Genomic DNA, 24,258 nt, shown 5'->3' on the forward strand with positions numbered 1-24,258 from the left:
TCCCAGGCCGAGGCTCGCACGAGCATCCCCGTGCAGGAGACGGCCAGCACGTCCCGCACGGCGTCATGCTGACCGTGGTCGGGCACGCCCGGGACGACACCGGTGATCCGCCGGCCGGCCCGGTCGACCGACACCCCCGCCTGAACAGGCCTGCCACTCCGGCCCAGGGTGGATGCAAGGCGTCGGGATTGTTGCATTGTGCGAAAGCGAGGCGTGCCGAAGCGCTGCTGGTCTGCAGGTCAGCCTGCGTGTGCGAATTCGGTGAAGGCGTGTGGGGCTCCAGAACCCCGATTTGTGCGGTGACCTGCGTATTTGCCTGCGAGACGGGGTCTGCGTCTGGCAGGCTGGACGTCGTGGTGTGGTCGCTGCTCTACGCCCTGACACGGAACACTTTCGGGCTGATGTTGCTCCGGGTCCGTGGGGACACCGCGAAAGACGTGGAGCTCCTCGTCCTGCGACATCAGGTGGCGGTGCTGCGACGGCAGGTCCACCGCCCGGCCCTGGAACCGGCGGATCGGATGATCCTCGCGGCCCTGTCCCGGCTGCTACCCCGGGCCCGCTGGGGTTCGTTCTTCGTCACCCCCGCCACCGTGCTGCGCTGGCACCGCGACCTCCTACACAACAATGGACCCGCGCAAGACACCCGGACGGCCACCTATACGCCGGGACATCCGCGAGCTGGTCCTGCGCCTCGCACTGGAGAACCCGACCTGGGGCCACCGCAGGATCCAGGGCGATCTGATCGGGCTGGGCTATCCGGTCGGGGTCGTCACCGTCTGGCGAATCCTGCACCGCGCCGGTGTCGACCCCGCACCCCGCCGGGCCGACACATCCTGTCCGGTTCCCTACCCGCATGTCGGTCAACAGCGAAGCGATTGAAGAGCAGGCAGCATCCCACCATGCAATCCCGGTCGTCGTGGCCGCGTCGTTCCGGCTACCCGAGCGCACCGCCCAACGCGGGACGTCCGGGCTGGTGATCGGGGCCATGGCCTACTGGCCCCGACCACTGGTGTCATCCCGGGGTCGTGGCCCGCGCCCCGTGCGCGGACGCACGACGGCGTGGCCGCGCGTTTCCGCTGGTAGACGGCCTGTCCCTGCGCTCGGGGATGGAGATCGCGGGGCTGGGGATGGTGGGGTTGCGGTTCGGGTTGTGCCCGGTTCTGTCCACTCACCCCCTGCCTGACCTGGGTTTTCTCTAGATCAGTCTCGGAGCTCCGGGTTGTGCAGTGCCCGGACAGAGTAAAACTTTTTCGGCTTGCGCCGTGTACTGATCGAGGATCTTCGAGTCGGCTTCCGTGGACTCGTGCCGATTCGGGAGAATTAGCCAAAGTATCCTGCGGTGGGTTCTCGTTTGTGTGAGATCGTCACAGGGTCGGCGGGGCTGCCGTGCTGGCGATCTCCGTCCGGGCGGTGTCGAACCTGAGGGAACAGCGGTATCGACATCGGGCCGAGAATCGGGCTGTCTGGTTCTGCGACGACGTGCGCTGCAGTGAGAACCACCCGATCTGACACCCGCGCGGCGTCACTACCGGCCGGGGCAGTCTCGTGAGCTGGTGACCGATGCGCTCAGGCAGACGACGTGGTGGCCGGCCGGACCGTCGCTGAGGGTGCGCCCGACGGCGCCCGGAGGACCCGCCGGCTTGCTGTCAGGACGGCGAGAGCACCCGCAGACTCGCCGCAAACGGGAGCCGTCCGTCCGGTGGGGTTCCAGAGCGTGAGTGGACTCCACTCTGCGAGGCAGACGACATGATCAACGGCGTACTGTAGTGACGTGGACTCGTTGCACGCCTTCCGGACCGTTGACGACGCCGCAGCGGTCGCGGCTGGCATGGTCGCGGCCGAGTCCCGCCTGCAGGACATCTGGCGGCACGCAGTTATACAGATGCTCGACGACTACACCAGCGTGCTGCGCCACCAGGGCCCTGAAGCAGCGAGCGCGATGTGGGCAGACCGCCCACGACCGTCCGGCGACCGCCGAGTGGACGCGGCGCTCGCCGCGCTTGGAGAGCACCTCGCCCGTCGAGACGGCTGGCAGACCCCCCCATGGGTGCGCGACCCGGCACTCGAGGCAGTGCCCTGGTGGTTCGTCACCACGCTGAAGGGCCTCCATCCTCGGGCGTTGGTCGAGTCCCCGCTGTCATTCCGTAAACGGGGCGTGTTCATCACCGGCGGCGCGCTCCAGCGGGCGTGACATGACCAGCCCGGGTCTCGGCCGTGAGTCGATCACCAGTCTGCTCCAGGAACTCAACGACGAACTGGGCCGGCGCGGCGCAAAGGCCGACCTTTTTCTCGTCGGCGGCGCCGCGCTCGCCCTCGTCTACGACGCGACCCGATCCACCCGCGATCTTGATGCCGTTTTCCTGCCAACCGACGTCGTCCGCGCCGCGGCCTCCGCGCTCGCCGAGCGCCATGCCCTCCCGGCCGACTGGCTCAACGACGCGGTGAAAGGCTTCCTGCCTGGCCCGGATCCGGCCGCGACCAGGTACTTCGATGCCAACCACCTCACCGTTGACGTTGCCTCCGCCGAGTACCTGCTCGCGATGAAGCTGTTCGCAGCCCGCGTCGAAGCCGACGCCGAGGACATCGCGTTCCTTTATCGCAAGCTCGGCTACACCACCGTCAGCGAAGGCCTCGACCTCGTCCAGTCCGTCTACCACGGTCGCCCGATCGATGCAAAGGTCCAGTTCCTCCTTGAAGAGATCGTCGATTCGCTCCACGACGACAGCGACGGCACAGCCCACGGCGGAAACTCCGCCTGAGCTGGCCCAAGCGTGGGACGCCCGGTACCGCCGGGCCGTGTGCCCGGGGCCGTGCCCGCCACCCCGGTCCTACGGGCCATCCGGCAGTCGTAGTCGATGCGTCGGTCGTGGACGTACCCTGGTCTGTCCGAAGCCGCCGCTGCGGACGGCCCGGCAACCCGGACCTGCCCGCCGGCGGGGAGCGGACCATCTGCCACCGTAGGATTGAAGACAATCCGCCTGTCGCGGTTACGCTCGTCGAGGTCGTGGGAAAATGCAGGTCAGCACAGCGTTTAGGCGTTTTGACCTGAAAAGCGGAAGGTCGGCAGTTCGACCCCGCCCCTGCCCACCACGCAGGGTCACGTAGGGGATGACCTGCGAAAACATCCTGTTTATTGATCGTCTTGGTGGGTGCACCGTTCGCGTGTCGCGCGGTGACATCGAGTTTGTGCAGGTAAGAGGCTTATGGGTGGTTCAAGTCCCCTCGTGTTCCTCGACAGGTTTGCTACTTAATGTGATGGCTCCCGACTAGGAGTGGCGAAACGTCGTGCGATGCCGTCGAGGCCGGTGGTCAAGGTGGTGTCGTCGCGGTCGGGTATGCGGGCGCGGAGAGCACGGGCACTGTCAGCCGTTCCCAGCTACAGGGGCCCAGAGACCCGCCGCGGTGCCCGCCAGGACATGCTCGCCGTAGATCCGGACCTTCTTCTGGATCACGGCCAGGTGTTCCGCCAGCTCCGCGATCCGCATCTGGACAGCCTGTTCGTGCTCGACCAGGACAGCCAAGCGCTCGACCTCATTTCCCGGCCCCGACCGCACCAGACCGGCAAACTCGCGGATGCGGGCGATCGGCATACCGGAGGTGCGCAGCCGGTTGATCAAGTGCAGCCACTCCAGATCGGCGGTGTCGTAGACGCGCCGGCCACCAGAGGTACGCGAGACGGACCGTAGGAGCAACCTTTCGCGCTCGAACCAGCGCAGCGTGTCCACGCTCAACCCGGTTCGGGTCGCCACCTCACCGATCGAGAAGCGCTCGGCCGCCACCGGACCCCATCCTCTCCCCTTGAGCTGGAGTGCACTCCAGATCGTACGTTCGCCGCATGACCACCTCACCCCCACACCATCCGCCCAGAACACCGTTCGGTCGCGACACCACCGCCGCCCAGGTCCTCGCGGGAACAGACCTCAGCGAACGCACGGCGCTGGTCACTGGTGGTTACTCCGGGCTCGGCCTGGAAAGCACCCGAGCGCTGAGCCGTGCCGGCGCGCGGGTCCTTGTGCCAGCCCGCCGACCCGATGCCGGGAGAAGGGCCACCGCCGGCATGCAACGAGTCGACGTCGGCCAGCTCGACCTGGCTGACATGAGCAGCATCCGGCGCTACGCCCACCAGCTCCTCGACACCGGCACGACCATCGACATCCTCATCTGTGGTGCCGGGGTCATGGCGATCCCCGAGAGCCGGGTCGGTCCCGGCTGGGAGGGGCATTTCGCCGTCAATCATCTCGGTCACCACGCCCTGGTGAACCTGCTCCGCCCTGCCCTGCAACCCGGATCACGGGTAGTCGTGCTCTCCTCCGCCGGCCACTTCCTCTCCGGCATCCGCTGGCACGACCCGCAGCTCACCACCGGCTACGACCGCTGGATCGCATACGCGCAGTCGAAGACCGCCAACGCGCTGTTCGCCCTCCATCTCGACGCCCTGGCCAGGAACGCGGACATCCATGCCTTCTCGGTCCATCCCGGCAGCATCCTCACCCCGCTGCAGCGGCACATACCGGAGGTCGAGCAGCGATCTCTGGGCTGGATCGACGCCCACGGCCGGCCCGCCACGGGATTCAAGACGCCCGCCCAGGGCGCCGCGACCGCTGTCTGGGCAGCCACCAGCGCGCAGCTCGCGGGACACGGCGGCGCCTACTGCCAGGACTGTGACCTCGCATCTCCCGCCACCACCGACGACATGCTGGTCGGCGGCTACAAGCCGTGGGCGGCCGACCCCGCGGGCGCCACGCGGCTCTGGGCGCTCTCCGCCGACCTCACCGGACTCGACGCCTTCAGCTGACTCACGCCCGAGCGCACTGCGCCAGCGCCTCGACGATCACGGCGCTACCGGGGCCGCTGACGAACGGTGCCGCGTCACAGGATTCAGCGCCGTCTGACCGTTCACCGGACGGTTCACTCACCGCCTCCCCGCCGCGCCGACCGACCTGCGGCTCAGCAGATCGAACAACTCGGCAGCGTCAACAACGGGGGGCGAGTGAACGATGTCGGTCCAAACCCATTCGACCCGATCGGCCCGAAGAGGAACGTCAAGCCGACCAGGGGCCCGCAATCGGGCCTGTAAGAACAGCGGTGACCGAATAGGACCGGGTCCCGGGACCTCGAGCGGGCCCTCAGCCCGCACGAAACCGCAGGTAGCTAGCCTGGAGCGGCTAAGGCTCGAGGGCTATGGTCGGCCCCGTGATGTTTGGGTAGTGGTTCGTATTGTGTACGGTTTTGTCCACTCTTCCCCTGTCCTACCTGCGGTTTCGCCGCGTCGGTGGTCTGGCTTGACGGATGTGCAGTGTGCGGACAAAGTCAAACTTTGGCCTGGTCCGTGCCCTGTCCGGGCGACTGGCGCGTGAGGGCATCCGCCTTGGCGCAGTTTGCCCCGGGCTTGTCGACACGCCGTTGACGGCGGGAGCTCGCACCCACTTCCAGGCCGCCGGTGTTCTGATGCTCTCCGCCGACGAGGTCGCCGCCGCCGTCGTCGACACTCTTCGCGCCGGGGAGGCGGGAACCGAGCTCGTCCTCACGCCTGGCCACGGCCCGGCTCGCTATGTCCCAACGCCGCTGCGTTGATGCCGCTGCGTTGACGCCGGTCGGTCCCGCCGAGGTGCCGGCCGGCGCGGATGGACTCCGAGGACGTCAGGCCGTCCAGGCCGGCGGCCCCACGGGTCGCCGGCCTGAACGCCGCACCGGCGATGTCCACTCCGAAACGGCCGTACCTCGATCCTGTCCGGCTCGCCCGGACCTGATCAGGCGGAGGCAACCTCGTGGAGCGCGTCGGCGACCGCCCGCGGCTCGGTGATCATGAGGTCGTGGCCGGTGTCGACGGCCCAGAGACGGCCGGCCGCGCGCGCCTTCTCCATGAGCTCCGCGTCGCGGGTGGCGAGGGTGGAGGTACAGACGATGTGGTACTGCGGGATCGCCCAGAGCGCCGCCTCGTTGGCGAGCGTCAGCGGCTGCTCGAAGCACCGCCACGGGTGGCCGGTCAGGCGATCGTCCATCCAGGCGAGGTCGGCCGGGTCGGTCACGCCGTAGAAGGCCCCCGCACCCGGGGCCGGCAGGAGGACCAGCTCGACACCGTCGACAACCTGGCCGTGCGGCCGGGTCACCGTGATGATCGGCCCGGCGACATCGACGAGCGACTGGCCGTTCACGGGGTTCGCCGCGTCGAGGTAGACGATGCGGCCCACCCGGTCGGCAGCCCGGTCGGCGACACCGGTGATGACCATTCCGCCGTAGCTGTGCCCGACCAGGATCACGTCACGCAGGTCCTCGTAGTGCAGCACCGCCACGACGTCCTGGATGTGTAAGTCGAGGTCGACCTTCGGGCTCGCCAGGTGCGCGCGCTCTCCCACTCCGGTGAGTGTGGGCGCGTAGACCTCGTGCCCGGCAGCCCGCAGTAAACGGCCTACCGGCTGGTAGCACCAGCCGCCATGCCCGCCACCATGCACCAGGACGTACGTCGCCATGCGAGTTCTCCTTCGCCATGACGGCACAGCCGACCCGTCCCGCGGGTCCGCGAGCCGTCCCTGATCGTGTAGACCGTGTAGATATCCCAGATATCCGGATAACCAGGATATCGTAGGTGATGTCTTGAGTAAGGACTGTCGGCGAACGAGGGGAGGAGCCAGGTGCCCGCATCCCGGCCAGGCGATGCAGTCCTCCGTGTGGTGCTTGAGCTGCTCGAGTCCGGCGGCCATGACGCCGTCCAGATCCGTGAGGTGGTCCGCCGCGCACACGTCTCACCGCTGACGATCTACAAGCTGTTTCCCAGTCGGGACGAGCTCGTCGTGGCCGCGCTGCAGCAGTGGCTGACGGTCAACAGCTGTGCACCGGTGGCGCCACCAGCCCCCGGCGAATCCCTCTACGACGGCCTGATGCGGGTGTTCCGGCACGTCTTCGAGCCGTGGGAACGCAGCCCGCGCATCCTCGAGGCCTACCACCGGGCGCGGAACGGGCCGGGCGGACGAAAGCTCGACCAGCAGGCCATGGGCGCCATCGAACCTGTTGCGCGCGCCATCCTGGTCGGCGGTGACCCCGACTACATTGACGACATCGGGCTCATCCTCACGAACATGGCCTACGCCGTGGTGGGCCAGTTCGCGAACGGCGAGCTCGACATCACCGCCATTCTCCCGACACTTGAGCGGGCCGTCTTCCGCCTCACCACAAACAACGAGCCCGCTGCGGCCGCGGCACAGACGCGACGGACGCGGCCCGACAGGTACCCCACACCGCCCGCACAGCTCGACCGGCAGGACGCGACCGGCCCGGGCAAGTCACAGCGTTGACGATCCTCGAAGCGGTGGCGCACCGGCCGCCAGCTGATGAACATCGAACTACCTTCTCGGCTGACTGATCTGATCGGAGCGGAGATGACCGACCTTCGGCCTGTCCTGCACGTCCCGGCACGTGATGTTCCAGTTCCGACATCGGTGAGCGCCGAGGCGCAGGCGGTCCTCGCGATGCCCCCGATGCAGTCTCCTGGGTACCCGCCATTAGATGATCTTGATGGATGGCGAACACTGATCGCCGATCACGACCGGACGATCGGCGCCACGCTCTCAGCGCGGGCAGCCGACGCGCCGGTCCGGACAGAGGAACTCGACCTCGGCCCGTTCCGTGTCCACGACATCACGCCGATCGACCTGTCGACAGACGACGACCGCGTCTATCTCGACATTCACGGCGGTGCCTTCATCTACGGAGCTGGTGAAGCCTGCCGCGCCATGGCGGTCGGCACCGCCACACGCGCTGGCATCCGCGTCTGGGCCGTCGACTACCGGATGCCTCCCGACCATCCGTTCCCTGCGGCACTCGACGACTGCCTTGCCACCTACCGCGCACTGCTGGAGGAATGCCAACCGGAGCGCATCGTCGTCGGCGGATCGTCGGCGGGTGGTAACCTCGCCGCCGCACTCATCCTGCGAGCGCGGGACGAAGGCCTCCCACTACCTGCCGGCGCGGTGCTGAAAACGCCGGTCGTGGACCTCACCGAGTCCGGTGATTCAATCCAGACGAACCTGGGGCTCGACCCACTCCTCCCGCGAAGGTCGATGCCCGCCTTCCTCCTGTACGCGGCAGGTCATGATCTTAAGAACCCCTATGTATCGCCGTTGTTCGGCGACTTCACCAAGGGGTTTGTGTCAACGATTCTCACGACAGGCACGCGTGACCTGCTCCTGTCGGACTCCGTGCGTATGCACCGGGCGCTTCGCGCAGCCGGCGTCGACGCGCACCTTCACGTCACCGAAGCAGGCGGTCATGGCGGGTTCTTCGGCATGGCCCCCGAGGACGATGCGATTCAGCGGGAGATACGCCAGTTCGTCGACTCCAGCACGGGGTGGAGGTCAAAATTTTGATTGGCGGTCTGTTCCTCCAGGATCGATCAGGACGTGTGCTGTACTGAACGAAATAAGGTGCACCTCACGAATTCCGAGTCGCCGTCGGTCAGTCTCACGGTGTCGGCGTCTGACGGCTGTAATTGCCGACCGGCGAGTTCGCCGGCTACGCCATGAGGAAGATGTCCATGGCACTGGTGAGATGTCCTCGGCGGACTTGGTCAGGTAAGCCGGCCCTGCGGCGCGCAGGGCCGCGAACTGGCCAGCGGATAGCGCGTCGAGAAGGTGGCCGAAGTCGGCTGATCTCAGTGCGGCCGTGAGACAGCACCCGGTCTGGTGCTGGGTCCCTCGAAGGACGACCTCACCCGCTACCGCGACACCAAGGCCCGGAGGAACTACTCCGGCACCAGCCCGACCACCCGCGCCTCCGGGAAGAAGACGGTCATGCAGGCCCGCTATGCGACCAACTACCGCCTCGCTGACCGCCGTGCACCGGGCAGGCCTTCTGGCGGTGATTCTCGGGTGGCGATATCGCCACCCGAGAATCACCGCTTCAACCATGACGGATTGGCGAATCTGTCGGTGGTGAAAGTTACCCCGAATAGATCGCAGGGAGATCGCCCCGCTGCAGGCTAAACTGTCGACAGGACAGATACCGGCACACCGGGTGGGGAATATAGATCGACCAGGTCGCTGTCTGTCAGTTCTGGATCGCGCAGAACTGTATGGAACGGCACTCGTCGTTCGTCAATAGGCCAGCCGCGCGACCCCGGAGCAGTCCATGCTCTACCTGCGGACGAGAGTACGCCGAGGAGAACCTCGAGCGGGTGCTGTTGCCGTGACAGAAGTTGGGAACTGTTGGAGATTTCCAGGACGTAGGCCTCGGCTGGTGCCCAACTCGGGTCGGTGAGACATTCGTACATGGCGTCCCAGTTGCGACCGTAATAACCGGGGAAGTCCCACTTATCACTAAATTCGTCATGCATGTCCGACTCGGTGCTCATATAAATACCGTTGATGCTCGCCAGCCGTACATCACTACCCGGCTGGTCGGCATCTTCGAGAGGCGCGGGTACTTCTCCGCAGAGAATCCAAGGAGGTTGTGGTGAAAGAAGTATGTGAGGTAGCCGGCTATGGGGCACTTTTGCCTGCCTAATCCGCGTGAAGTACTTGTAATGATCGCCAGTATACTAATTGGAAACCAGGCTGCTGGAATGTTGATATAGGTCGGGTCCGGATCTCGGAAGAAGCCTCAGATGATTTCCGGGGTGGCCGGCAGTCGAGCGAATGCCTTCTTGGCGCCGTCGTGTAGTTCGGCGGCGGACTTGTGTGCGCTGTGGTCGTCGACGATGAGGAAAATGGTGCCGTCGATGTCGTGGAGGAGCTGCTTGCAGAATTCGATGAACGTCGCGGACGTGGTCGTACCGTCCAGATGTCGGCTTGGGGCGGCGAAGCGTCGTGCGATGCCGTCGAGGACGGTGCCGAGGCCGGTGGTGAAGGTGGTGCCATCGCGGTCAGGTGCGCGGGCGCGGAGAGCGTGGGCGAGGTGGGGTAAGACGGCGGGGTCGACGGTCCAGGCGGCTGCGGGGTCGAGCTTGAGTGGGGCGACGGCGGCGATGAGCTGTTCGGCGTGGCGGAGCGCGTTTGGTCCGAGGGGGCCGGGGCGGGTGGATGCCTGTGGCGTCCAGGGCCGACAGACGCCGCCCGCGGGGCTGCCCACGGCCAACCTTCGCTCTGTCTACGATCTTTTGTAGTAGATCCTGCCTTGGTGCCGGGTCGCGGACGCTGCCCGGGTGTTCCGATGGGCCTGCTTCGCCACGGTGCCCCCGCGCCGTGGATGCTCACGGCTGACCCGGGTGTCTACTACGTCATGTAGTGGTTTACCGTCTGGTTCGGCAACTGACGTCGGACCGCATGCCGGATCCCGCCCGGTCTCGCTGCTCGTTTCGACACGCGGCCCGGGCGGGGCTCCGCGCTCGGCTGGCGAGCTTTCGAGCATCCTCGTCCACTCTCGCGGGAGGCTGCGTGAATCTCGCAACTGTTCTGGTGACCGGCCTGTTCGCGGGTGGTGTGTCCTGCGCCGCGGTGCAGGGCGGCCTGCTGACCGGCCTGATCACCCGGCAGCGTGCGGCAGCGGCGGGGGCAGCCGAGCCGTCCCGTCCCGCGCCTGGGCGTGGTCGCCATTCGGCCCGCCATGCCGTCCGCCGGGATCGGGCCCGTTCCGGGATCCGGTCGGTGCAGGCCGTACGGGAACCGGACTGGCGTGCTCAGCTCGGTGACGACCTCGCGCCGGTCGGCGGGTTCCTGGCCGGGAAGCTTGTCTCGCACGTCCTGCTCGGGGCGTTGCTGGGCGCCGTGGGCGGCGCGGTGGAGCTTTCGGTCGATGCGCGCACCTGGCTGCAGATCGGCGCCGGCCTGCTGATCATCGTGTTCGGTCTCGCCCAGCTGGGCGTGCCGGGGTTCCGCGGCGTCGTCGTCGAGCCGCCGGCCTCGTGGATGAGGGTCGTCCGCAGGCGTGCCCGTTCCCAGGCGGCGCTGGCACCGGCGCTGCTCGGTCTGGCCACCGTGCTCATTCCGTGCGGCGTGACGCTGTCGGTGGAGGCGCTCGCGCTCGCGTCCGGGTCCGCGCTGGCGGGTGCGGCGACGATGGGGGTGTTCGTGCTCGGCACCGGCCCGTTGTTCGCCGTTCTCGGCTACGCCGCCCGCAGGGCCGCGACCGCGTGGCGCAGCAGGCTGGCCGCGGTCACCGGGCTGGTCGTGCTGGCGATGGGGCTCTACACCCTCAACGGCGGCCTGCAGCTCGCCGGTTCGCCGCTGGCCGCCAACCGGCTCGCCGAGGCCGTCGGGCTCTCCCGGGTGCCGGTCGACACGTCGGCCGCGTCGACGGTGGACGGGCGCCAGACCGTGAAGATCACGGCTGATGCCGACTCCTACAGCCCCGGCAACGTCCAGGTGCAGGCAGGTGTGCCCACGACGCTGGTGGTGCACTCGGACAACGCGCAGGGCTGCATCCGGTCGTTTGTCATCCCGGACCGCGACGTCGAGAAGGTCCTGCCGGTCGAGGGCGACACGACGATCGATCTGGGGGCGCTGAAACCCGGGAAGCTGCGCTACGCGTGCGGCATGGGGATGTTCACCGGGGTCATCACCGTCGTCTGACGAGCAGATTGCCTTCGGCTGTACAAGGAGAACGGAGTACCCGACAGTGCCCGCCACCACACACACGTTCCGCGTCGAAGGAATGCACTGTGCCAGCTGTTCGCTGCTCATCGACGATGCTCTGGAGGACCTACCGGGCGTTCGCAGCACCCGGACCACTCTGAAACAGGGACGCACCACGGTCGAGCTGGACCTGAGCCGGAACAGCCCGCGGGACGTGGTCAGAGTGATCGAAGAACTCGGCTACAGGGCCTCGCCGCTGCCGTGACGGACCGGCCAGAACCTGTCGGGCAGGCTGACCGCCCCGGTCCCGGATCGTCCGCTGCCATGACGTCTACCACCAGGAGGCCGGCATGACTGTGCTGTCCTGCGCGACCGGGTGAGCCGGGCAGTGGACGGTCCACCGACCACGCCGCTCGTTATCCGCCGGGCGGCGTTCCACGAGCCATCCAGGCCCGTTCCCGACTCGCCCCTGTTCCAGGCCGAAGCCGAGGGACGGAGACATGCGGGAGGCCGGCGGAGAGCCGAGACCCGGATCATGGCCGACATCGGGGCGCGCAGAATCGTGGCGGCGTTCGCCTCGCTCGGCGCGGCCGCGACTCATGCCGCTGTCGCGCCGAGCCATTTCACCTCCTGGCCGTTGTCGGGCGTTTTCTTCTTCGCGACCGCGGTCTTCCAGGCGGGCTGGGCCCTCGCCGTGATGCGGAGCGCCGGCCGACGGACGGTGGCGACGGGCCTGCTGGTCAACGCGGGGGTGATCCTGGTGTGGGTCCTCAGCCGGACCGCGGGTTTCCCCGTCGGTCCCCATGCCGGTATGCCCGAACAGGTCGACAGGGTGGACCTCACCGCGGTGGCCTTTCAGACGGCGGTCTGCGTCCTCGCTCTGTGGTCCCTCCGGGCGCGGCACGCGCGTGGGTTCCGTTCCTCGCTCAGCGCGGCTGCCGTGATCGGTGCCGTCGGCGCCGGGGTCACCGGCTTCACCCTGCCCGCGGTCGAACTCGCCGGGTCACACGGTCACGGTGACAGCCACGGCCACGAGATGACAGACGAGTCCGCTCCCCACTCTCACAGTTCGGACGATGATCCCCCGGAGCTCCCACACGACAGCGTGGGTGGGACGACCGGACCGTCGCCCGCGGCAGGCGAAACCCGTGAGCAGGAGCCGCCGTCCCAGCCCGCTCCCAACCACCCCCACCCCCCGGGTACCGCACCTCACGACGACTGAGCATCCCGACGTCCCCGGCTCCACATCCAGCCGCACGCACTGTCTGACCGGGGCGACGGCGGTCGCACCCCGGGCTTCCCGCGAGGTACCCCCATGGGGTACCTTGCTCGACGCAGAATACCCCCCATGGGTATCTCGCGAAGGGATGGTGAGGGCGGCCGTCGGCGTCGCGCCCTGTCGAGTCCTGACGCGATGCCCAGGGCCCCCGAGAGAGGAGCTCCTGATGAGCGAGACCACCTACACCGTGACTGGCATGACCTGCGGGCACTGCGTCGCCTCGGTCACCGAGGAGGTCGGCGACATCCAGGGCGTGACGAACGTGGCGGTGGACCTGAGCTCCGGCGCGGTCACCGTCACCGGCGACCGGCAGGTCGACCCGGCCGAGGTCCGTGCCGCGGTAGAAGAGGCCGGCTACCGGCTCGCCGGGCTGAGGCCGGCGCCCGAAGGAGCTGGTGTGAGGTGAACGCGGCGGTGAAGCTGTCCGCCTTTGGCGCGGCACTCGCCCTGCTCGTCGCAGGGGCTTACGGCGTCGGCATGGCTGTCGGCCCTCCGACCACGGTCGATGCGGGCGTCGACGATGCCTCAGCGGCCACGGCCTCCGAGGCCACGGCCGCTGAGGTCAGGGCCTCCGAGGCCACGGCCGCTGAGGTCAGGGCCGCTGAGGTCAGGGCCGCCGTCCCGGAACAGCCGGGCGGGCTGGCATCCAGCGCGGGCGGCTACACCTTCGCACCCACTGACTCGAGCTTGACCCCTGGGGCCCGCGAGGACTTCACCTTCCGGATCGTCGGGCCGAACGGAGCTCCCGTCACGGCGTTCGATGTCAGGCACGACAAGCGGATGCACCTGATCCTGGTGCGCCGCGACGGCACCGGGTTCCAGCATGTACATCCGGGCATGACGCCCGAGGGGACCTGGTCGGTCCCGCTCAGCGTGCCCGCCGCCGGCTCCTACCGGGCGTTCGCGGACTTCGCTCCCACCGGCGCGGCGGCCACCACGCTGGGTGTCGATCTGGCCGCCCCCGGTCTGTTCGAGCCGGTCATGCACGTGCCGACCCGCACCGCGGCAGTGGACGGGTATGAGGTGACGCTCGCCGGCGACCTCGTCAGCGGGCGGGCCTCGCCGCTCACCCTGACGGTGCGCCGGGACGGGCGGCCGGTGACGGACCTGGAGCCCTATCTCGGCGCCTACGGGCACCTGGTCGCGCTGCGCGAGGGCGACCTGGCCTACCTGCACGTACATCCCGACGGCGGACCCGGTGAGGGGCCGGCAGGCCCGGACGTCCCGTTCGTCGCCGAGGTGCCCAGCGCGGGCGGCTACCGGCTGTTCCTGGACTTCCAGCACGACGGGGTCGTCCGTACCGTCGAGTTCACCGTGCCCACCGTGCCCACCGTGCCCACCGAGCAGGCCGAGCCCACCGAACCGGCCGCCCGGGACGTCACCGTCACCCCGCCGCCGGCCGGCCATGACGGCGCCGGCCACAGCCACTGACCGGGAGAGGAAGGCTGGCATGAGTGTCACGACGACGAACACGTCCGGCGTTGCGGTCACCGAGATCGAGCTTGCGATCGGCGGGATGACCTGCGCGTCCTGCGCGAACCGGGTCGAGCGCAGACTCAACAGGATCGATGGTGTCACCGCCACGGTCAACTACGCCACAGAGAAGGCCCGGGTGAACGCCCCGGGCGGCGTCGATCCGGCCGTGCTGGTGGCCCAGGTCGAGGCGGCCGGCTACACCGCCGAACTGCCCCGGCCGCAGACGGCGGAGCCGGCGGCCGGCGTCCCCGACGCCGAGCCGGACCCGACCCGCCCGCTGCGCCGGCGTCTGGTCGCCAGCGCCGTGCTGGCGGTTCCGGTGATCGCGATGGCGATGGTCCCGGCGCTGCAGTTCACGAACTGGCAGTGGTTCTCGCTGGCTCTGGCGGGCCCCGTCGTGACCTGGGCCGCGTGGCCGTTCCACCGGGCAGCCTGGACCAATCTTCGACACGGCGCGGCGACGATGGACACCCTGATCTCGATCGGTGTCGGCGCCGCGTTCCTGTGGTCGCTGTACGCGCTGCAGTTCGGCACCGCAGGGATGCCGGGGATGGTGCACCCGTTCGAGCTGACCATCGCCCGCGGGGACGGGCTGGGCAACATCTACCTGGAGGTCGCCGCCGGAGTCACCACGTTCATCCTCGCCGGCCGCTACTTCGAGGCGCGTGCGAAGCGGCGGGCCGGCGCGGCGCTGCAGGCGCTGCTCGAACTCGGTGCCAAGGACGCCGCGGTCCTGCGCGACGGTACCGAGGTGCGGATCCCGATCGACCAGCTGGCCGTCGGCGACCGGTTCGTCGTCCGGCCCGGCGAACGAATCGCCACCGACGGCACGGTCGAAGAAGGCTCCTCGGCCGTCGACGCCTCGATGCTGACCGGCGAGTCCGTCCCGGTCGAGGTGGCACCGGGCGACGCGGTGACCGGCTCGACGGTGAACGCCGGCGGGCGGCTGGTCGTGCGCGCCATCCGGGTCGGCGCCGACACACAGCTGGCCCAGATGGCGAAGCTCGTCGAGGACGCCCAGAACGGCAAGGCCGCCGCGCAGCGGCTCGCCGACCGGATCTCCGGTGTGTTCGTGCCGGTCGTCATCGCCCTGGCCGCGGCCACCCTGGCCTTCTGGCTCGGGGCGGGGGCGGGCGCGGCGGCGGCGTTCACCGCCGCGGTCGCCGTCCTCATCATCGCCTGCCCGTGCGCGCTCGGGCTGGCCACGCCGACGGCGCTGCTGGTCGGCACGGGGCGGGGCGCGCAGCTCGGCATCCTGATCAAGGGCCCCGAGATACTCGAATCCACCCGCCGGGTCGACACGATCGTGCTCGACAAGACCGGCACGGTCACGACCGGCCGCATGAGCCTTGTCGAGATCCACACCGCCGCCGACGTGGACGAGACCGAGGCGCTGCGGCTGGCCGGCGCGTTGGAGAACGCCTCCGAGCACCCCATCGCGGCCGCGATCGTGCGGGCGGCCCGCGACCAGGTCGGCGACCTGCCTGATGTCGACCAGTTCAGCAACGTCGAAGGACTCGGCGTCCACGGCGTCGTCGACGGGCGTGCCGTACTCGTCGGGCGTTCGGCGTTCCTGGCGGACTGGAGCCTGCCGCTGCCGCCGGACCTCGTCGCGGCCAGGGACGCCGCCGAGGCGGGTGGCCGGACCGCCGTCGGCGTCGCCTGGGACGGCGAGGCCCGCGCCGTGCTCGTCGTCGCGGACGTCGTGAAACCGACCTCGGCGCAGGCCGTCGCCCAGCTACGTGGGCTGGGGCTGACCCCGGTACTGCTCACCGGCGACAACACGGCCGCCGCCCGCGCTGTCGCGGCGGAGGTCGGCATCGACGTCGGCCCCGACACCGTCATCGCGGAGGTGTTGCCAGCGGGCAAGGTCGACGTGGTCAGGCGCCTGCAGTCCGAGGGCAAGGTCGTCGCGATGGTGGGCGACGGGGTCAACGACGCCCCCGCGCTCGCGCAGGCCGACCTCGGTCTGGCCATGGGTACCGGCACCGACGTCGCGATCGAAGCCAGCGACCTCACTCTGGTACGCGGCGACCTGCGGGCCGCGGTCGACGCGATCCGGCTGTCCCGCAGGACCCTGGCGACGATCAAAGGAAACCTGTTCTGGGCGTTCGCCTACAACCTCGCGGCGCTGCCCCTGGCCGCGGCTGGCCTGCTGAATCCCATGATCGCGGGTGCGTCGATGGCGTTCAGCTCCGTGTTCGTCGTCGCCAACAGCCTGCGGCTGCGACGGTTCGCCGCACAGGGCGACACGAGAGGCATCTGATCGAGTTGGATGCCCCGGCGCTGGCGGCGAGTCGGTCCCCGTCCCACGGAGAAGGCGGTCATGCGCAGTGGTCCGTCAGGTCGCTCAACGCCGGGATGGTCGTCACCAGCAGGGGGAGAGCCAGCAGCAGGCCGACGAGCAGCACGCGGCCCAGGACCGTGGAGCGAGACAGCGGCGGACGGTCGGCCATGAGACGGATCACCCGCTGGTGTACCGCGGTGTTCGCCATCCCCAGCAGAGGACTGGGAGGAGCGGCGAGCCGCAGCACGGCCTGGGCGACCACGCGTGGGGTGCTGCGGCGCGCCGCGCTGTCGTCGGCGGCGAGTTCGACGAGTCGGCGTAGTTCCTCGTGGCCGACGGCGAACAGCGGCACAGTCGGGAACGCGCGGGCGAGCACGGCTGCCGCCGTGAGGATCAGATGGTGCCTGCCCGTCAGATGAGCGCGTTCGTGGGCGATCACGGCGTCGAGTTCCGCGGGCTGGAGGACACGCAGCGCCCCGCGGGTGACCACGACGGTGCCTCCCTTGCCGGGCAGGCAGAACGCCCCGCGTCTCGTGTGATCCAGGACGTAGATCCCCAGCCGGGGATGGAACCGTCCCAGAAGCCGGACGTCGTGCCGGTGCCGGGCCTGGTCCGCCCACCGGGCATGCGTGACCGCGACACCGACCTGCACGAGCCGGAGCAGCCCCAGCCCGACCAGGCCCAGCCCGACCAGCCGCGGCGCTGTCCACGGCGGAAGGACGGGGAAGGCGTGCTCGGTCCACCCGCACCACTGCACGAGCAGCACCACGATGTCGCCGATCGCGTGCAGGGGCACGACGAGCAGCGCACCGGTCAGCACCGCCATGGACACGACCGACACCGTTCCCGCCAACCAGGTGGCGACCGCGAGCCGCGGGGTGCGCGACGTCCACGACATGCCACGAAGACAACGCGGAAGGCCCCACGCGACAGCAACCATGTAAAGGATCAGAATCCCGAAAATCATCGTCGCGCAGGGCCCTCGCCGTCATCGCCACGGTTGCCGGCATGCCAGCGCACCGCCTCCCGCAACGTCTCGTACTCGCCGGGATCCATCGCCTCCACGAAGTGGAGCAGCGCCAGACCACGATCGTCAGCCTCCGCGAGCACGGAGCGCATCATCCGTGCCGTGTGCGCGCTGCGGCTCAGGACGGGCTGGTAGTGGTAGGACCGGCCGGAGCGCTCCCGGGTCAGCCAGCCCTTGCGGTACAGCCGGTCCATGACGGTCATGACCGTGGTGTAGGCCAGCACGCGGGTCGGACTGAGCAGTTCCCGGACGTCGCGGACCGCCACCGGACCTCGCGCGGACCACACCCGATCCATGATCGCGGCTTCCAGGTCAGTCAACTGCTCCACACGTTTCCCTTCGACACACTCGCCCGTATGCCATCACAGCTCTCGCTGACGCGGGCGCGGTCCTACCCGGGGCGGGCCGACCAGGCGGCTGCCGGAGACGAATGTGTACCGAGATGGCCTGTGTGTACCGAGATGGCCTGCCGGTTGGCCGGACGCGCTGGGGCGAACGTCCCCTGCGCTCCCACGGCGGAGGGCGCACGCTTTGAGGGGCAGGGGCAGGGGCGCGGTGCGGGTCTTACCGCATTGCTGTCACCCCGCCGCTCCGGGAGGTAACTGCGTGATGATGTACTGGAATGATCATGATATCAGTGGTTGGGGCTGGTTCGCCATGTCCATGGGCATGCTGCTGTTCTGGGCTGTTCTCATCACCGGGGCGGTGCTGCTCGTGCGGGCCCTGATCCGCTCCGACGAACGGAGACGTCCTGCAACGCGCTCGTCCAGCGAGCCCGGAGCCGCTCACGGACCAGTCGTACCCTCACCCGAGGAGGTTCTGGCTGGCCGCTTCGCCCGCGGCGAGATCGACGAACAGGAGTACCGCGCCCGCCTGGCGACCCTCCGAGACACCGCCCGCCTCGTCAAACACTGACCGCAGGGCACGCCGGAGCACCGCCTCGAAAACATGGTGCTCGGCCACGTGGAACCGCCATGGCCATGGCCACGGCCACACACGAAGCCGCCCACACACGAAGCCGCAGAGCCGTGGCTGGGCCTACTACCGGGCCGTTCCCGCGCCGTAGCTCACAGGTCCCTCTTCGGTGTCGTTTTCCGACACCGAAGAGGGCACGGTGTGGCTAGAGGGCGCCGCGGTTCCACGGGCCGGTGATCGCGGCCGTGAAGCCGCTGCCCACCTCGACGCCACCGAACACGTTCACGAACAGGGTCCTGCCGTCGGGGGCGAAGCAGGCGCCCGCGAACTCCGCGCTGCTGAAGTGGTTGACCGCGAACTCGAAGGTCTTCCCGGCCCGGGTCAGGCCGATCAGCCGGTTCACGTCTTCCACGCCGGGCGCCAGCGGGTGCAGGTCCCCGTCGTCGGAGGCGTCGTCCTCGCAGAGCAGCAGGCTGCCCTTCGGGCTGATCGTGATGTTGTCCGGGGAGTCGAGGACGGAGCCGCCGGGGGACTCGAACACCAGACGCAGGCGCCCCCCGTCGGTGTGCCGGCGTCCGCCGCGGGTGCCCTGCCCCTTGCCGGGCTCGTACTCCCAGATCTGGCCGAAGCCCTCGGCGTACCCGTCGGAGTTCACGTCACCGTTCTTGACGTCACCACCGCTGGTCGAGGAGAAGAAGATCGTGCTCTTCGCCGCCCAGATGCCCTCGAGGCGGTTGAACTTCGCGCCGCCCCCGGCCCAGCCCTGCGCGAACACGCTCGTCGCCCCGGGCTTGTCCGCCTCGACGATGGTGTCGGGGTCCGGGTCGTCGATGTCGACCCATTCGACGGGCAGCCAGGCGGAGGCCTTCTGCCCCTGCCGGAGGTCGACCTGCGCGCGGCCCTTGATCGCGAGGATCTGGAGCAGACCGCCTTTCTCCAGCTTGTTCGGGTCCTTCGGGAGGAAGCGGTAGAAGCCGGAGCCGCGGCCGGAACCGGCGTCCTCCGTCAGGTAGACGAAGCCGGTCCGGTCGTCGACGGCGACCGCCTCGTGGGCGAACCGGCCGAGGGCGGTCAGCGGCACCGCGGGCACGGTCTTCCCCGCGTCGGCGGGGACGAGGTAGGCGTAACCGTGCTTCTTGTCGTAGCCGTTGGCCGGCCCGGCGATCGTCTCCTCGCAGGTGATCCAGCCCCGTCCGCGGTAGGCGATGCCGCCCGCGCAGTTGACGATGGTGCCGTTGAGTCCGATGTAGTCGTTGACGAGGGTGCGGGTCCTGGGGTCGTAGTCGAGGACCGTGACACCGCCGAACGCCTTCGGGTCGTACTTGGTGGCCGCCGGGCCGGCGACCGAGCCGCTACCGGCCGGCTGGCGGTCCTCCTGGTTGCGGATCAGGCGGACCCTGCCGCCGCGCAGCGCGAAGGCGGCCATCCCGTCATGGCTGGTCCCGTTGAGAGTCCCAGGGTCGCTGACCAGAGGGGTGCCGGTCTTGCCGAACACCACGTAGCTGAACCCGGCGGGCAGCGCCAGGTACGGCTGGCCGGTCGGCTCGTTGGCTGGCACCAGGGGAGACAGCGGGCCGTATCCACCCGCCTGGTCGCTGCCGCCCCGAGCCGGCGACGCTGCCAGCGCGGCGTTGTCCAGTGCCGGCAGCAGCGCCGAGGCCACGACCGCGCCGCCTGCCACGGCCGCTCCGCGTCCCAGCAGAGTCCGCCTGTCCATCGAAGTCACATCCACATCCCTCGTCAGCCCTGCATGACGGTGACCGTCAGCCCCCGGCTGTGAAGGAGGTATGTCGCCGGAAGCTGGACGGCCACCGCGGCCGACCCTCCCAGTCCTTCTGGTACCGCCGCAGGTGGGAACAGGTGGCATCGATATGAAGGATTCGTTAATAGATCGCGGTCGATGCTTCCCCCGGGAGCCCGCCAGCTGGGGAAACGGTCTGCGCGTCGGACGGAACCGTGGTGGCACGTCGGGTCGGGCGGGGCCGTCCGCTCGGGCCTCGTCGGCGGGCACAGGTGTGGGCCGCCTGGCAGCATTTCGATCGAGATCTTCGCGCCTCCGGCCGCTGGACTCATGAGATGATCTGTGTCGAGGCGGCATGCCTGCTGGAACAGCGGCCACAACGGCCATACCGGCATGTCGTGATCGACGAGGCACAGGACCTCAGCCCGGTGCAGTGGCGCTTCCTGCGGGCGGCGGTCGCGCCAGGCACGGACGACATCTTCGTCGCTGGCGATGCCAGCCAGCGCATTCACCACAACCGCGTGAGCCTGCGGGAACTCGGCATACCGGTGGTCGTGGTCGGCACCATGCGCCGGATGAAGGGGCTGGAGTTCCGGTGCCTGGCGGTTCTTGGCGTCGGCGAGCGTCAGGTTCCCGCCTCGAGCGCGGTAACGCCAGCTGGGGAGGACGAAATCGCGCACGCCCAGGACGTCCAGCGAGAGCGCTGTCTGCTCTTCGTGGCGTGTACCCGGGCGCGGGAGGAGTTGTCGGTCTCCTGGCATGGCCCCCAGAGCCCGTTCCTCGCCCCGTTCGATCCGGCGATCCGCCCCGCGTGATCCGCCCGCGACGGTCGTTCCCGGGTCGCGTGCTACCGGGGCGCGCCTGCGACAGCGGCCGAGAAGGCCAGGGCCGTCCGCGTGCTGGCTCGGCGCGGTCGCCCGGGCCAACGGGCTGGTTCTCCGTAAACGGACTGGTCCTGGCGCCTGTGCCGGACTAGAAACGAGCGATGACCTTGCCGTCGGAGGAGTCGCCGTCCGAGGAGTTGCTACCGGGCACCCGCCGTGCGTTGCTGCACCGGCTGGCGGTCGGGCAGGCGGAGGGGCGCACGCCCTCGCTGGTCGGCGCGGTCGTGCGCGGCGGCCGGCTGGTCTGGGCCGACGGTCGGAGCATGATCGACGGGCACAGCCCGGACGCCGACGTCCAGTACCGGATCGGCTCGATCACGAAGACCTTTGTCGCGGTGCAGGTCATGCGCCTGCGTGACGAGGGCGTACTGGACCTGGCCGATCCGCTGGACCGTCACCTGCCCGGCACCGCGGCGGGGCCGGGGGCCGGGGCCGGGGCAGGGGCCCTGACGATCGCCCAGCTGCTCGGCCACACCTCGGGCCTCGCGTCCGAGCCGCCCGGTCCCTGGTGGGAACGCACGCCTGGAACGCTGCGGCCACTGCTCGACGACGTGCTCCACGAGCCGGCGGTACGCCATCCGGCGGGCCGCCGCTTCCACTACTCGAACCCCGGGTTCGCGCTGCTCGGAGCGCTGGTCAGCCGGCTGCGCGGACAACCGTGGGGCGACGCGCTGCACGAGGAGGTGCTGGCGCCGCTCGGCCTGACCCGGACCACGCTCTCCCCACAGGCACCGCACGCCGGCGGCTTCGGGGTGCATCCCTGGGCGGATGTGATGGTGCCCGAGCCGTTGGAGGACACCGGTGTGATGGCGCCGGCGGGTCAGCTCTGGTCGACCGCCGCCGACCTGTCCCGCTGGGCCGCGTTCCTGGCGCAGGGCGACAAGGCCGTTCTGAGCGCCGACACCCTCGCCGAGATGCGCCAGCCCGCCTCCGGCCCGGACGAGGCAGACGGCTGGACCACCTCTTACGGGCTCGGCCTGCAACTACGACGGCAGGACGGCCGACTGCTGTACGGCCACCTCGGCTCGATGCCGGGGTTCCTGGCCGCCGTTCTGGTGAGTCAGCGCGACGACGTCGCCGCCGTCGTCCTGGCGAACGTGACCGCTGGGCCGGCGGTGGCGCTGATCGCCGCCGACCTGATCCGCATCGTCGGCGAGCACGAGCCACGCATCCCGGACCCGTGGCGCCCGCTGCCGGCCGTCGATCCAGCGCTTCTGGCGCTCACCGGCCTGTGGCACTGGGGCCCGTCGCCACACCTGCTACATCTGCGCGCCGACCGTGGGCTGGAGCTCATCCCGCAGAGCCAGACGGGCCGTGGCGCCCGTTTCCGTGCTGAGGCGGACGGCACCTGGACCGGGCTGGACGGGTACTACGCGGGTGAGACACTGCGCGTCGTCCGCGCACCGGACGGCGCGGTCAGCCACCTGGACATCGGCACCTTCGTGTTCTCCCGCACGCCCTACGGCCCGGACGCGGACATCCCCGGCGGCCTCGACCCGGGCGGCTGGCGGACATACTGACCCGCGTTCCAGGAGCACGGTCCGAGCGTCCGTGCCAGACCGCGGCCGCCAGGCGCACGCGCGGCTCCCACGGTTCCAGGAATGCGGATCAGCGGGCAACGGTGGCTTCGGCCAGTTCGATGACGCCGTGGATGTAGAGGACGACCGCGGCGGTGCTGGCCCAGCACAGCATCGTCGCGACCGCCAGCAGGACACCCGCCCGGGTCTGGCGGAGCGGCGGATCGAGCAGGTCATGCACCCGGTCGACGACATGATCGTGGGCGGCACCGAGACCGTGGGGATGATCGTGGGCGGCGCCGGGGCGGTGGGGCGGTGCCGCGGGCCGGCCGAGCGCGGCCCGGCCCAGCGCGTGGGCCACCGTGGACGGGTCACCGACCGCGCGGACCGCGGCGGCATCCGCCCACCGCTCGATCGCATGGTCGACGGCGGGGGCGATCAGTGCCGTCAGGGGGTTGGCCGCGGCGGCGAGGCGGGTCAGCTGGACGTAGCGGTGGTGGTGGTGACGCAGGTGGGCCTGCTCGTGTGCGAGCAGCGCCAGACGCTGCGGCCCGGTCAGCAGGCGCAGCATGCCGGTGGAGACGACGACGCGTCGGTTGCGGCCAGGAACGGCGTAGGCGTGCGCGGCGGTGTCGTCGACGATCGCCAGTCCGCCCACCGCGGGCAACGCCGCGGCCGCGGCCGTGGTCCGGCGCGCGCCCACCACGACCCGGATGAGGTGGACGCCGGTCCGGCCGAGCAGGATGACCGCCAGCGCCCCTGTGGCCAGGCCGGCCGCGTGGGGAATCGGCAGCGTCGCGCGCAGGATCGGGGTCGACCAGTCGTGCGGGTGCGCCGCGGGAAAAAGATCAACCGTGCCGAGGTACGCGGACAGCGACAGCATCGTCTCGACGGCCACCGACACCGTCACCGCGAATGTGGTGAGGAGCACGGTCGCCGCCGCCGGCGGGAGATACCGGGCCGCGCCCGCCGCGGCCCTGCTCCCGGCGAGGCCGACGACAGCCGGAAACAGGGCCAGGGCGAGCAGGAACACCGGAGTGAGCGTCGTCATCTCGGTCTCCGGTTCCGGGTGTCCGGTCCCGGCGGCTTCTCGTCGGGCTCGGGGTGTCGGGCGAGCAGGTCCCGCAGGATCTGTTCGGAGTCCTCGTCCAGGCTGTCGACGAACCGGGACAGCACCGTAGCGCGATCGACGCCGGCGTCGAGCAGCTTCTGCATCTGGCGCGCGGTGAGCCCGGCCTGGGTTTCGGGCAGGCTGCCGACCAGCTGGTAGGCGTAGGCGCGGCCGCGGGGGGTGCGGGTCAGGGCCTGTTTGGCGTACAGACGTGTCAGAGTCGTCAGGATAGTCGTGTAGGCCAGGTCATCGCCCAGTTCGGCCTGGACCTGCGCCGCGGTCAACGGCCCGTCGGCCGCGGCGAGGCAGGCGACGACCTCGCTCTCCAGGCCCCCGCTCGGGCGGGGGCGGGCTCGACCGGCCACGGTGCCTCCCGTCGCTCGTTGCCTGGCGGCGCATCGCCGTGTTGCGCCGCCCAGCGATTGTGACATCACGCAGAGCGGACAATCTGTCCGCCGCACGCCCGTTGCCCCAGCTCAGCCCGATGTCGGGCGGAAAGTTGGCTTGCGTTTTCGGT

Annotated in this window: 23 protein-coding genes and 1 pseudogene; 15 read left to right on the top strand and 9 right to left on the bottom strand. The window is 69.6% G+C overall.

Annotated features, from left to right (window positions below; all coding sequences use genetic code 11):
• Window positions 1-1,771 precede the first annotated feature (1,771 nt).
• Both E0504_RS27225 and E0504_RS27230 read left to right on the top strand, forming a co-directional pair.
• Entirely contained in the window at window positions 1,772-2,191 is a 420-nt protein-coding gene (locus tag E0504_RS27225) for a hypothetical protein (RefSeq protein WP_235014263.1), read from the top strand.
• A 1-nt stretch (window position 2,192) separates the two neighbouring features.
• Entirely contained in the window at window positions 2,193-2,759 is a 567-nt protein-coding gene (locus E0504_RS27230; protein WP_112107566.1) for a DUF6036 family nucleotidyltransferase, read from the top strand.
• Window positions 2,760-3,362: 603 nt separating this feature from the next.
• Here the strand turns inward: E0504_RS27230 and E0504_RS27235 are convergent.
• On the bottom strand, window positions 3,363-3,779 hold the full coding sequence (locus E0504_RS27235) for a MerR family transcriptional regulator (protein WP_112107565.1): 417 nt from the start codon (window positions 3,777-3,779) through the stop codon (window positions 3,363-3,365).
• A 56-nt stretch (window positions 3,780-3,835) separates the two neighbouring features.
• Here E0504_RS27235 and E0504_RS27240 point away from each other — a divergent pair, with 56 nt between their 5' ends.
• Both E0504_RS27240 and E0504_RS27245 read left to right on the top strand, forming a co-directional pair.
• Entirely contained in the window at window positions 3,836-4,795 is a 960-nt protein-coding gene (locus E0504_RS27240; RefSeq protein ID WP_131626064.1) for an oxidoreductase, read from the top strand.
• 503 nt (window positions 4,796-5,298) lie between these two features.
• Window positions 5,299-5,574 (top strand): hypothetical protein, encoded by a 276-nt coding sequence (locus E0504_RS27245; RefSeq protein WP_243657635.1) that lies wholly within the window; start codon window positions 5,299-5,301, stop codon window positions 5,572-5,574.
• Window positions 5,575-5,750: 176 nt separating this feature from the next.
• Here the strand turns inward: E0504_RS27245 and E0504_RS27250 are convergent, their stop codons facing one another.
• Window positions 5,751-6,470 (bottom strand): alpha/beta fold hydrolase, encoded by a 720-nt coding sequence (locus tag E0504_RS27250; protein WP_112107563.1) that lies wholly within the window; start codon window positions 6,468-6,470, stop codon window positions 5,751-5,753.
• 162 nt (window positions 6,471-6,632) lie between these two features.
• Here E0504_RS27250 and E0504_RS27255 point away from each other — a divergent pair, with 162 nt between their 5' ends.
• Window positions 6,633-7,292, top strand: coding sequence for a TetR family transcriptional regulator (locus tag E0504_RS27255; protein WP_112107562.1), 660 nt, complete (start codon window positions 6,633-6,635; stop codon window positions 7,290-7,292).
• A gap of 144 nt (window positions 7,293-7,436) precedes the next feature.
• Window positions 7,437-8,363: an alpha/beta hydrolase gene (locus E0504_RS27260; RefSeq protein WP_306769271.1), complete on the top strand. Its 927-nt coding sequence runs from the start codon at window positions 7,437-7,439 to the stop codon at window positions 8,361-8,363.
• Between the two features lie 611 nt (window positions 8,364-8,974).
• Here E0504_RS27260 and E0504_RS27270 read toward each other — a convergent pair.
• Together E0504_RS27270 and E0504_RS27275 are read right to left on the bottom strand one after the other, a co-directional pair.
• Window positions 8,975-9,484 (bottom strand): barstar family protein, encoded by a 510-nt coding sequence (locus tag E0504_RS27270; RefSeq protein WP_306769272.1) that lies wholly within the window; start codon window positions 9,482-9,484, stop codon window positions 8,975-8,977.
• A gap of 110 nt (window positions 9,485-9,594) precedes the next feature.
• On the bottom strand, window positions 9,595-10,062 hold the full coding sequence (locus E0504_RS27275; protein ID WP_131626066.1) for a hypothetical protein: 468 nt from the start codon (window positions 10,060-10,062) through the stop codon (window positions 9,595-9,597).
• 305 nt (window positions 10,063-10,367) lie between these two features.
• On the opposite strand from E0504_RS27275, the gene E0504_RS27280 reads away from it, so the two are divergent.
• The 6 genes from E0504_RS27280 to E0504_RS27305 all read left to right on the top strand — a co-directional run bounded on the left by E0504_RS27280 (window position 10,368) and on the right by E0504_RS27305 (window position 16,525).
• Window positions 10,368-11,501 (top strand): sulfite exporter TauE/SafE family protein, encoded by a 1,134-nt coding sequence (locus E0504_RS27280; protein ID WP_071066631.1) that lies wholly within the window; start codon window positions 10,368-10,370, stop codon window positions 11,499-11,501.
• A 46-nt stretch (window positions 11,502-11,547) separates the two neighbouring features.
• Complete coding sequence (locus E0504_RS27285) at window positions 11,548-11,769, top strand: heavy-metal-associated domain-containing protein (protein ID WP_071066630.1); 222 nt, start codon at window positions 11,548-11,550, stop codon at window positions 11,767-11,769.
• A 270-nt stretch (window positions 11,770-12,039) separates the two neighbouring features.
• Window positions 12,040-12,726: a hypothetical protein gene (locus E0504_RS27290; RefSeq protein ID WP_112107560.1), complete on the top strand. Its 687-nt coding sequence runs from the start codon at window positions 12,040-12,042 to the stop codon at window positions 12,724-12,726.
• Window positions 12,727-12,949: 223 nt separating this feature from the next.
• A complete protein-coding gene (locus tag E0504_RS27295) occupies window positions 12,950-13,189 on the top strand; it encodes a heavy-metal-associated domain-containing protein (protein ID WP_112107559.1) in 240 nt (79 codons plus the stop codon).
• On the top strand, window positions 13,186-14,214 hold the full coding sequence (locus E0504_RS27300) for a hypothetical protein (protein WP_112107558.1): 1,029 nt from the start codon (window positions 13,186-13,188) through the stop codon (window positions 14,212-14,214). Before E0504_RS27295 ends, E0504_RS27300 begins: the two co-directional genes overlap by 4 nt.
• Window positions 14,215-14,233: 19 nt before the next feature.
• Window positions 14,234-16,525, top strand: coding sequence for a cation-translocating P-type ATPase (locus tag E0504_RS27305; protein ID WP_131626067.1), 2,292 nt, complete (start codon window positions 14,234-14,236; stop codon window positions 16,523-16,525).
• A 58-nt stretch (window positions 16,526-16,583) separates the two neighbouring features.
• Here E0504_RS27305 and E0504_RS27310 read toward each other — a convergent pair whose 3' ends face one another.
• Window positions 16,584-17,444: a M56 family metallopeptidase gene (locus E0504_RS27310; RefSeq protein ID WP_235014261.1), complete on the bottom strand. Its 861-nt coding sequence runs from the start codon at window positions 17,442-17,444 to the stop codon at window positions 16,584-16,586.
• Window positions 17,445-17,509: 65 nt separating this feature from the next.
• Complete coding sequence (locus tag E0504_RS27315; RefSeq protein WP_112107555.1) at window positions 17,510-17,902, bottom strand: BlaI/MecI/CopY family transcriptional regulator; 393 nt, start codon at window positions 17,900-17,902, stop codon at window positions 17,510-17,512.
• 280 nt (window positions 17,903-18,182) lie between these two features.
• Here E0504_RS27315 and E0504_RS27320 point away from each other — a divergent pair, with 280 nt between their 5' ends.
• On the top strand, window positions 18,183-18,488 hold the full coding sequence (locus tag E0504_RS27320) for an SHOCT domain-containing protein (protein ID WP_071066644.1): 306 nt from the start codon (window positions 18,183-18,185) through the stop codon (window positions 18,486-18,488).
• Window positions 18,489-18,693: 205 nt separating this feature from the next.
• Here the strand turns inward: E0504_RS27320 and E0504_RS27325 are convergent, their stop codons facing one another.
• Window positions 18,694-20,205, bottom strand: a complete 1,512-nt coding sequence (locus E0504_RS27325) for an alkaline phosphatase PhoX (RefSeq protein ID WP_131626068.1) — start codon at window positions 20,203-20,205, stop codon at window positions 18,694-18,696.
• A 233-nt stretch (window positions 20,206-20,438) separates the two neighbouring features.
• On the opposite strand from E0504_RS27325, the pseudogene E0504_RS27330 reads away from it, so the two are divergent.
• Both E0504_RS27330 and E0504_RS27335 read left to right on the top strand, forming a co-directional pair.
• Window positions 20,439-21,044: pseudogene (locus E0504_RS27330) on the top strand (UvrD-helicase domain-containing protein); the annotation flags it as partial.
• A 170-nt stretch (window positions 21,045-21,214) separates the two neighbouring features.
• Window positions 21,215-22,633 (top strand): serine hydrolase, encoded by a 1,419-nt coding sequence (locus tag E0504_RS27335; RefSeq protein WP_131626069.1) that lies wholly within the window; start codon window positions 21,215-21,217, stop codon window positions 22,631-22,633.
• An 88-nt stretch (window positions 22,634-22,721) separates the two neighbouring features.
• Here the strand turns inward: E0504_RS27335 and E0504_RS27340 are convergent, their stop codons facing one another.
• Together E0504_RS27340 and E0504_RS27345 are read right to left on the bottom strand one after the other, a co-directional pair.
• A complete protein-coding gene (locus tag E0504_RS27340) occupies window positions 22,722-23,681 on the bottom strand; it encodes a M56 family metallopeptidase (RefSeq protein WP_112106045.1) in 960 nt (319 codons plus the stop codon).
• Window positions 23,678-24,106 (bottom strand): BlaI/MecI/CopY family transcriptional regulator, encoded by a 429-nt coding sequence (locus tag E0504_RS27345; RefSeq protein WP_112106044.1) that lies wholly within the window; start codon window positions 24,104-24,106, stop codon window positions 23,678-23,680. The genes E0504_RS27340 and E0504_RS27345 overlap by 4 nt, the downstream gene beginning before the upstream one ends.
• Window positions 24,107-24,258: the final 152 nt, after the last annotated feature.

The organism is Parafrankia sp. BMG5.11, assembly GCF_004337455.1.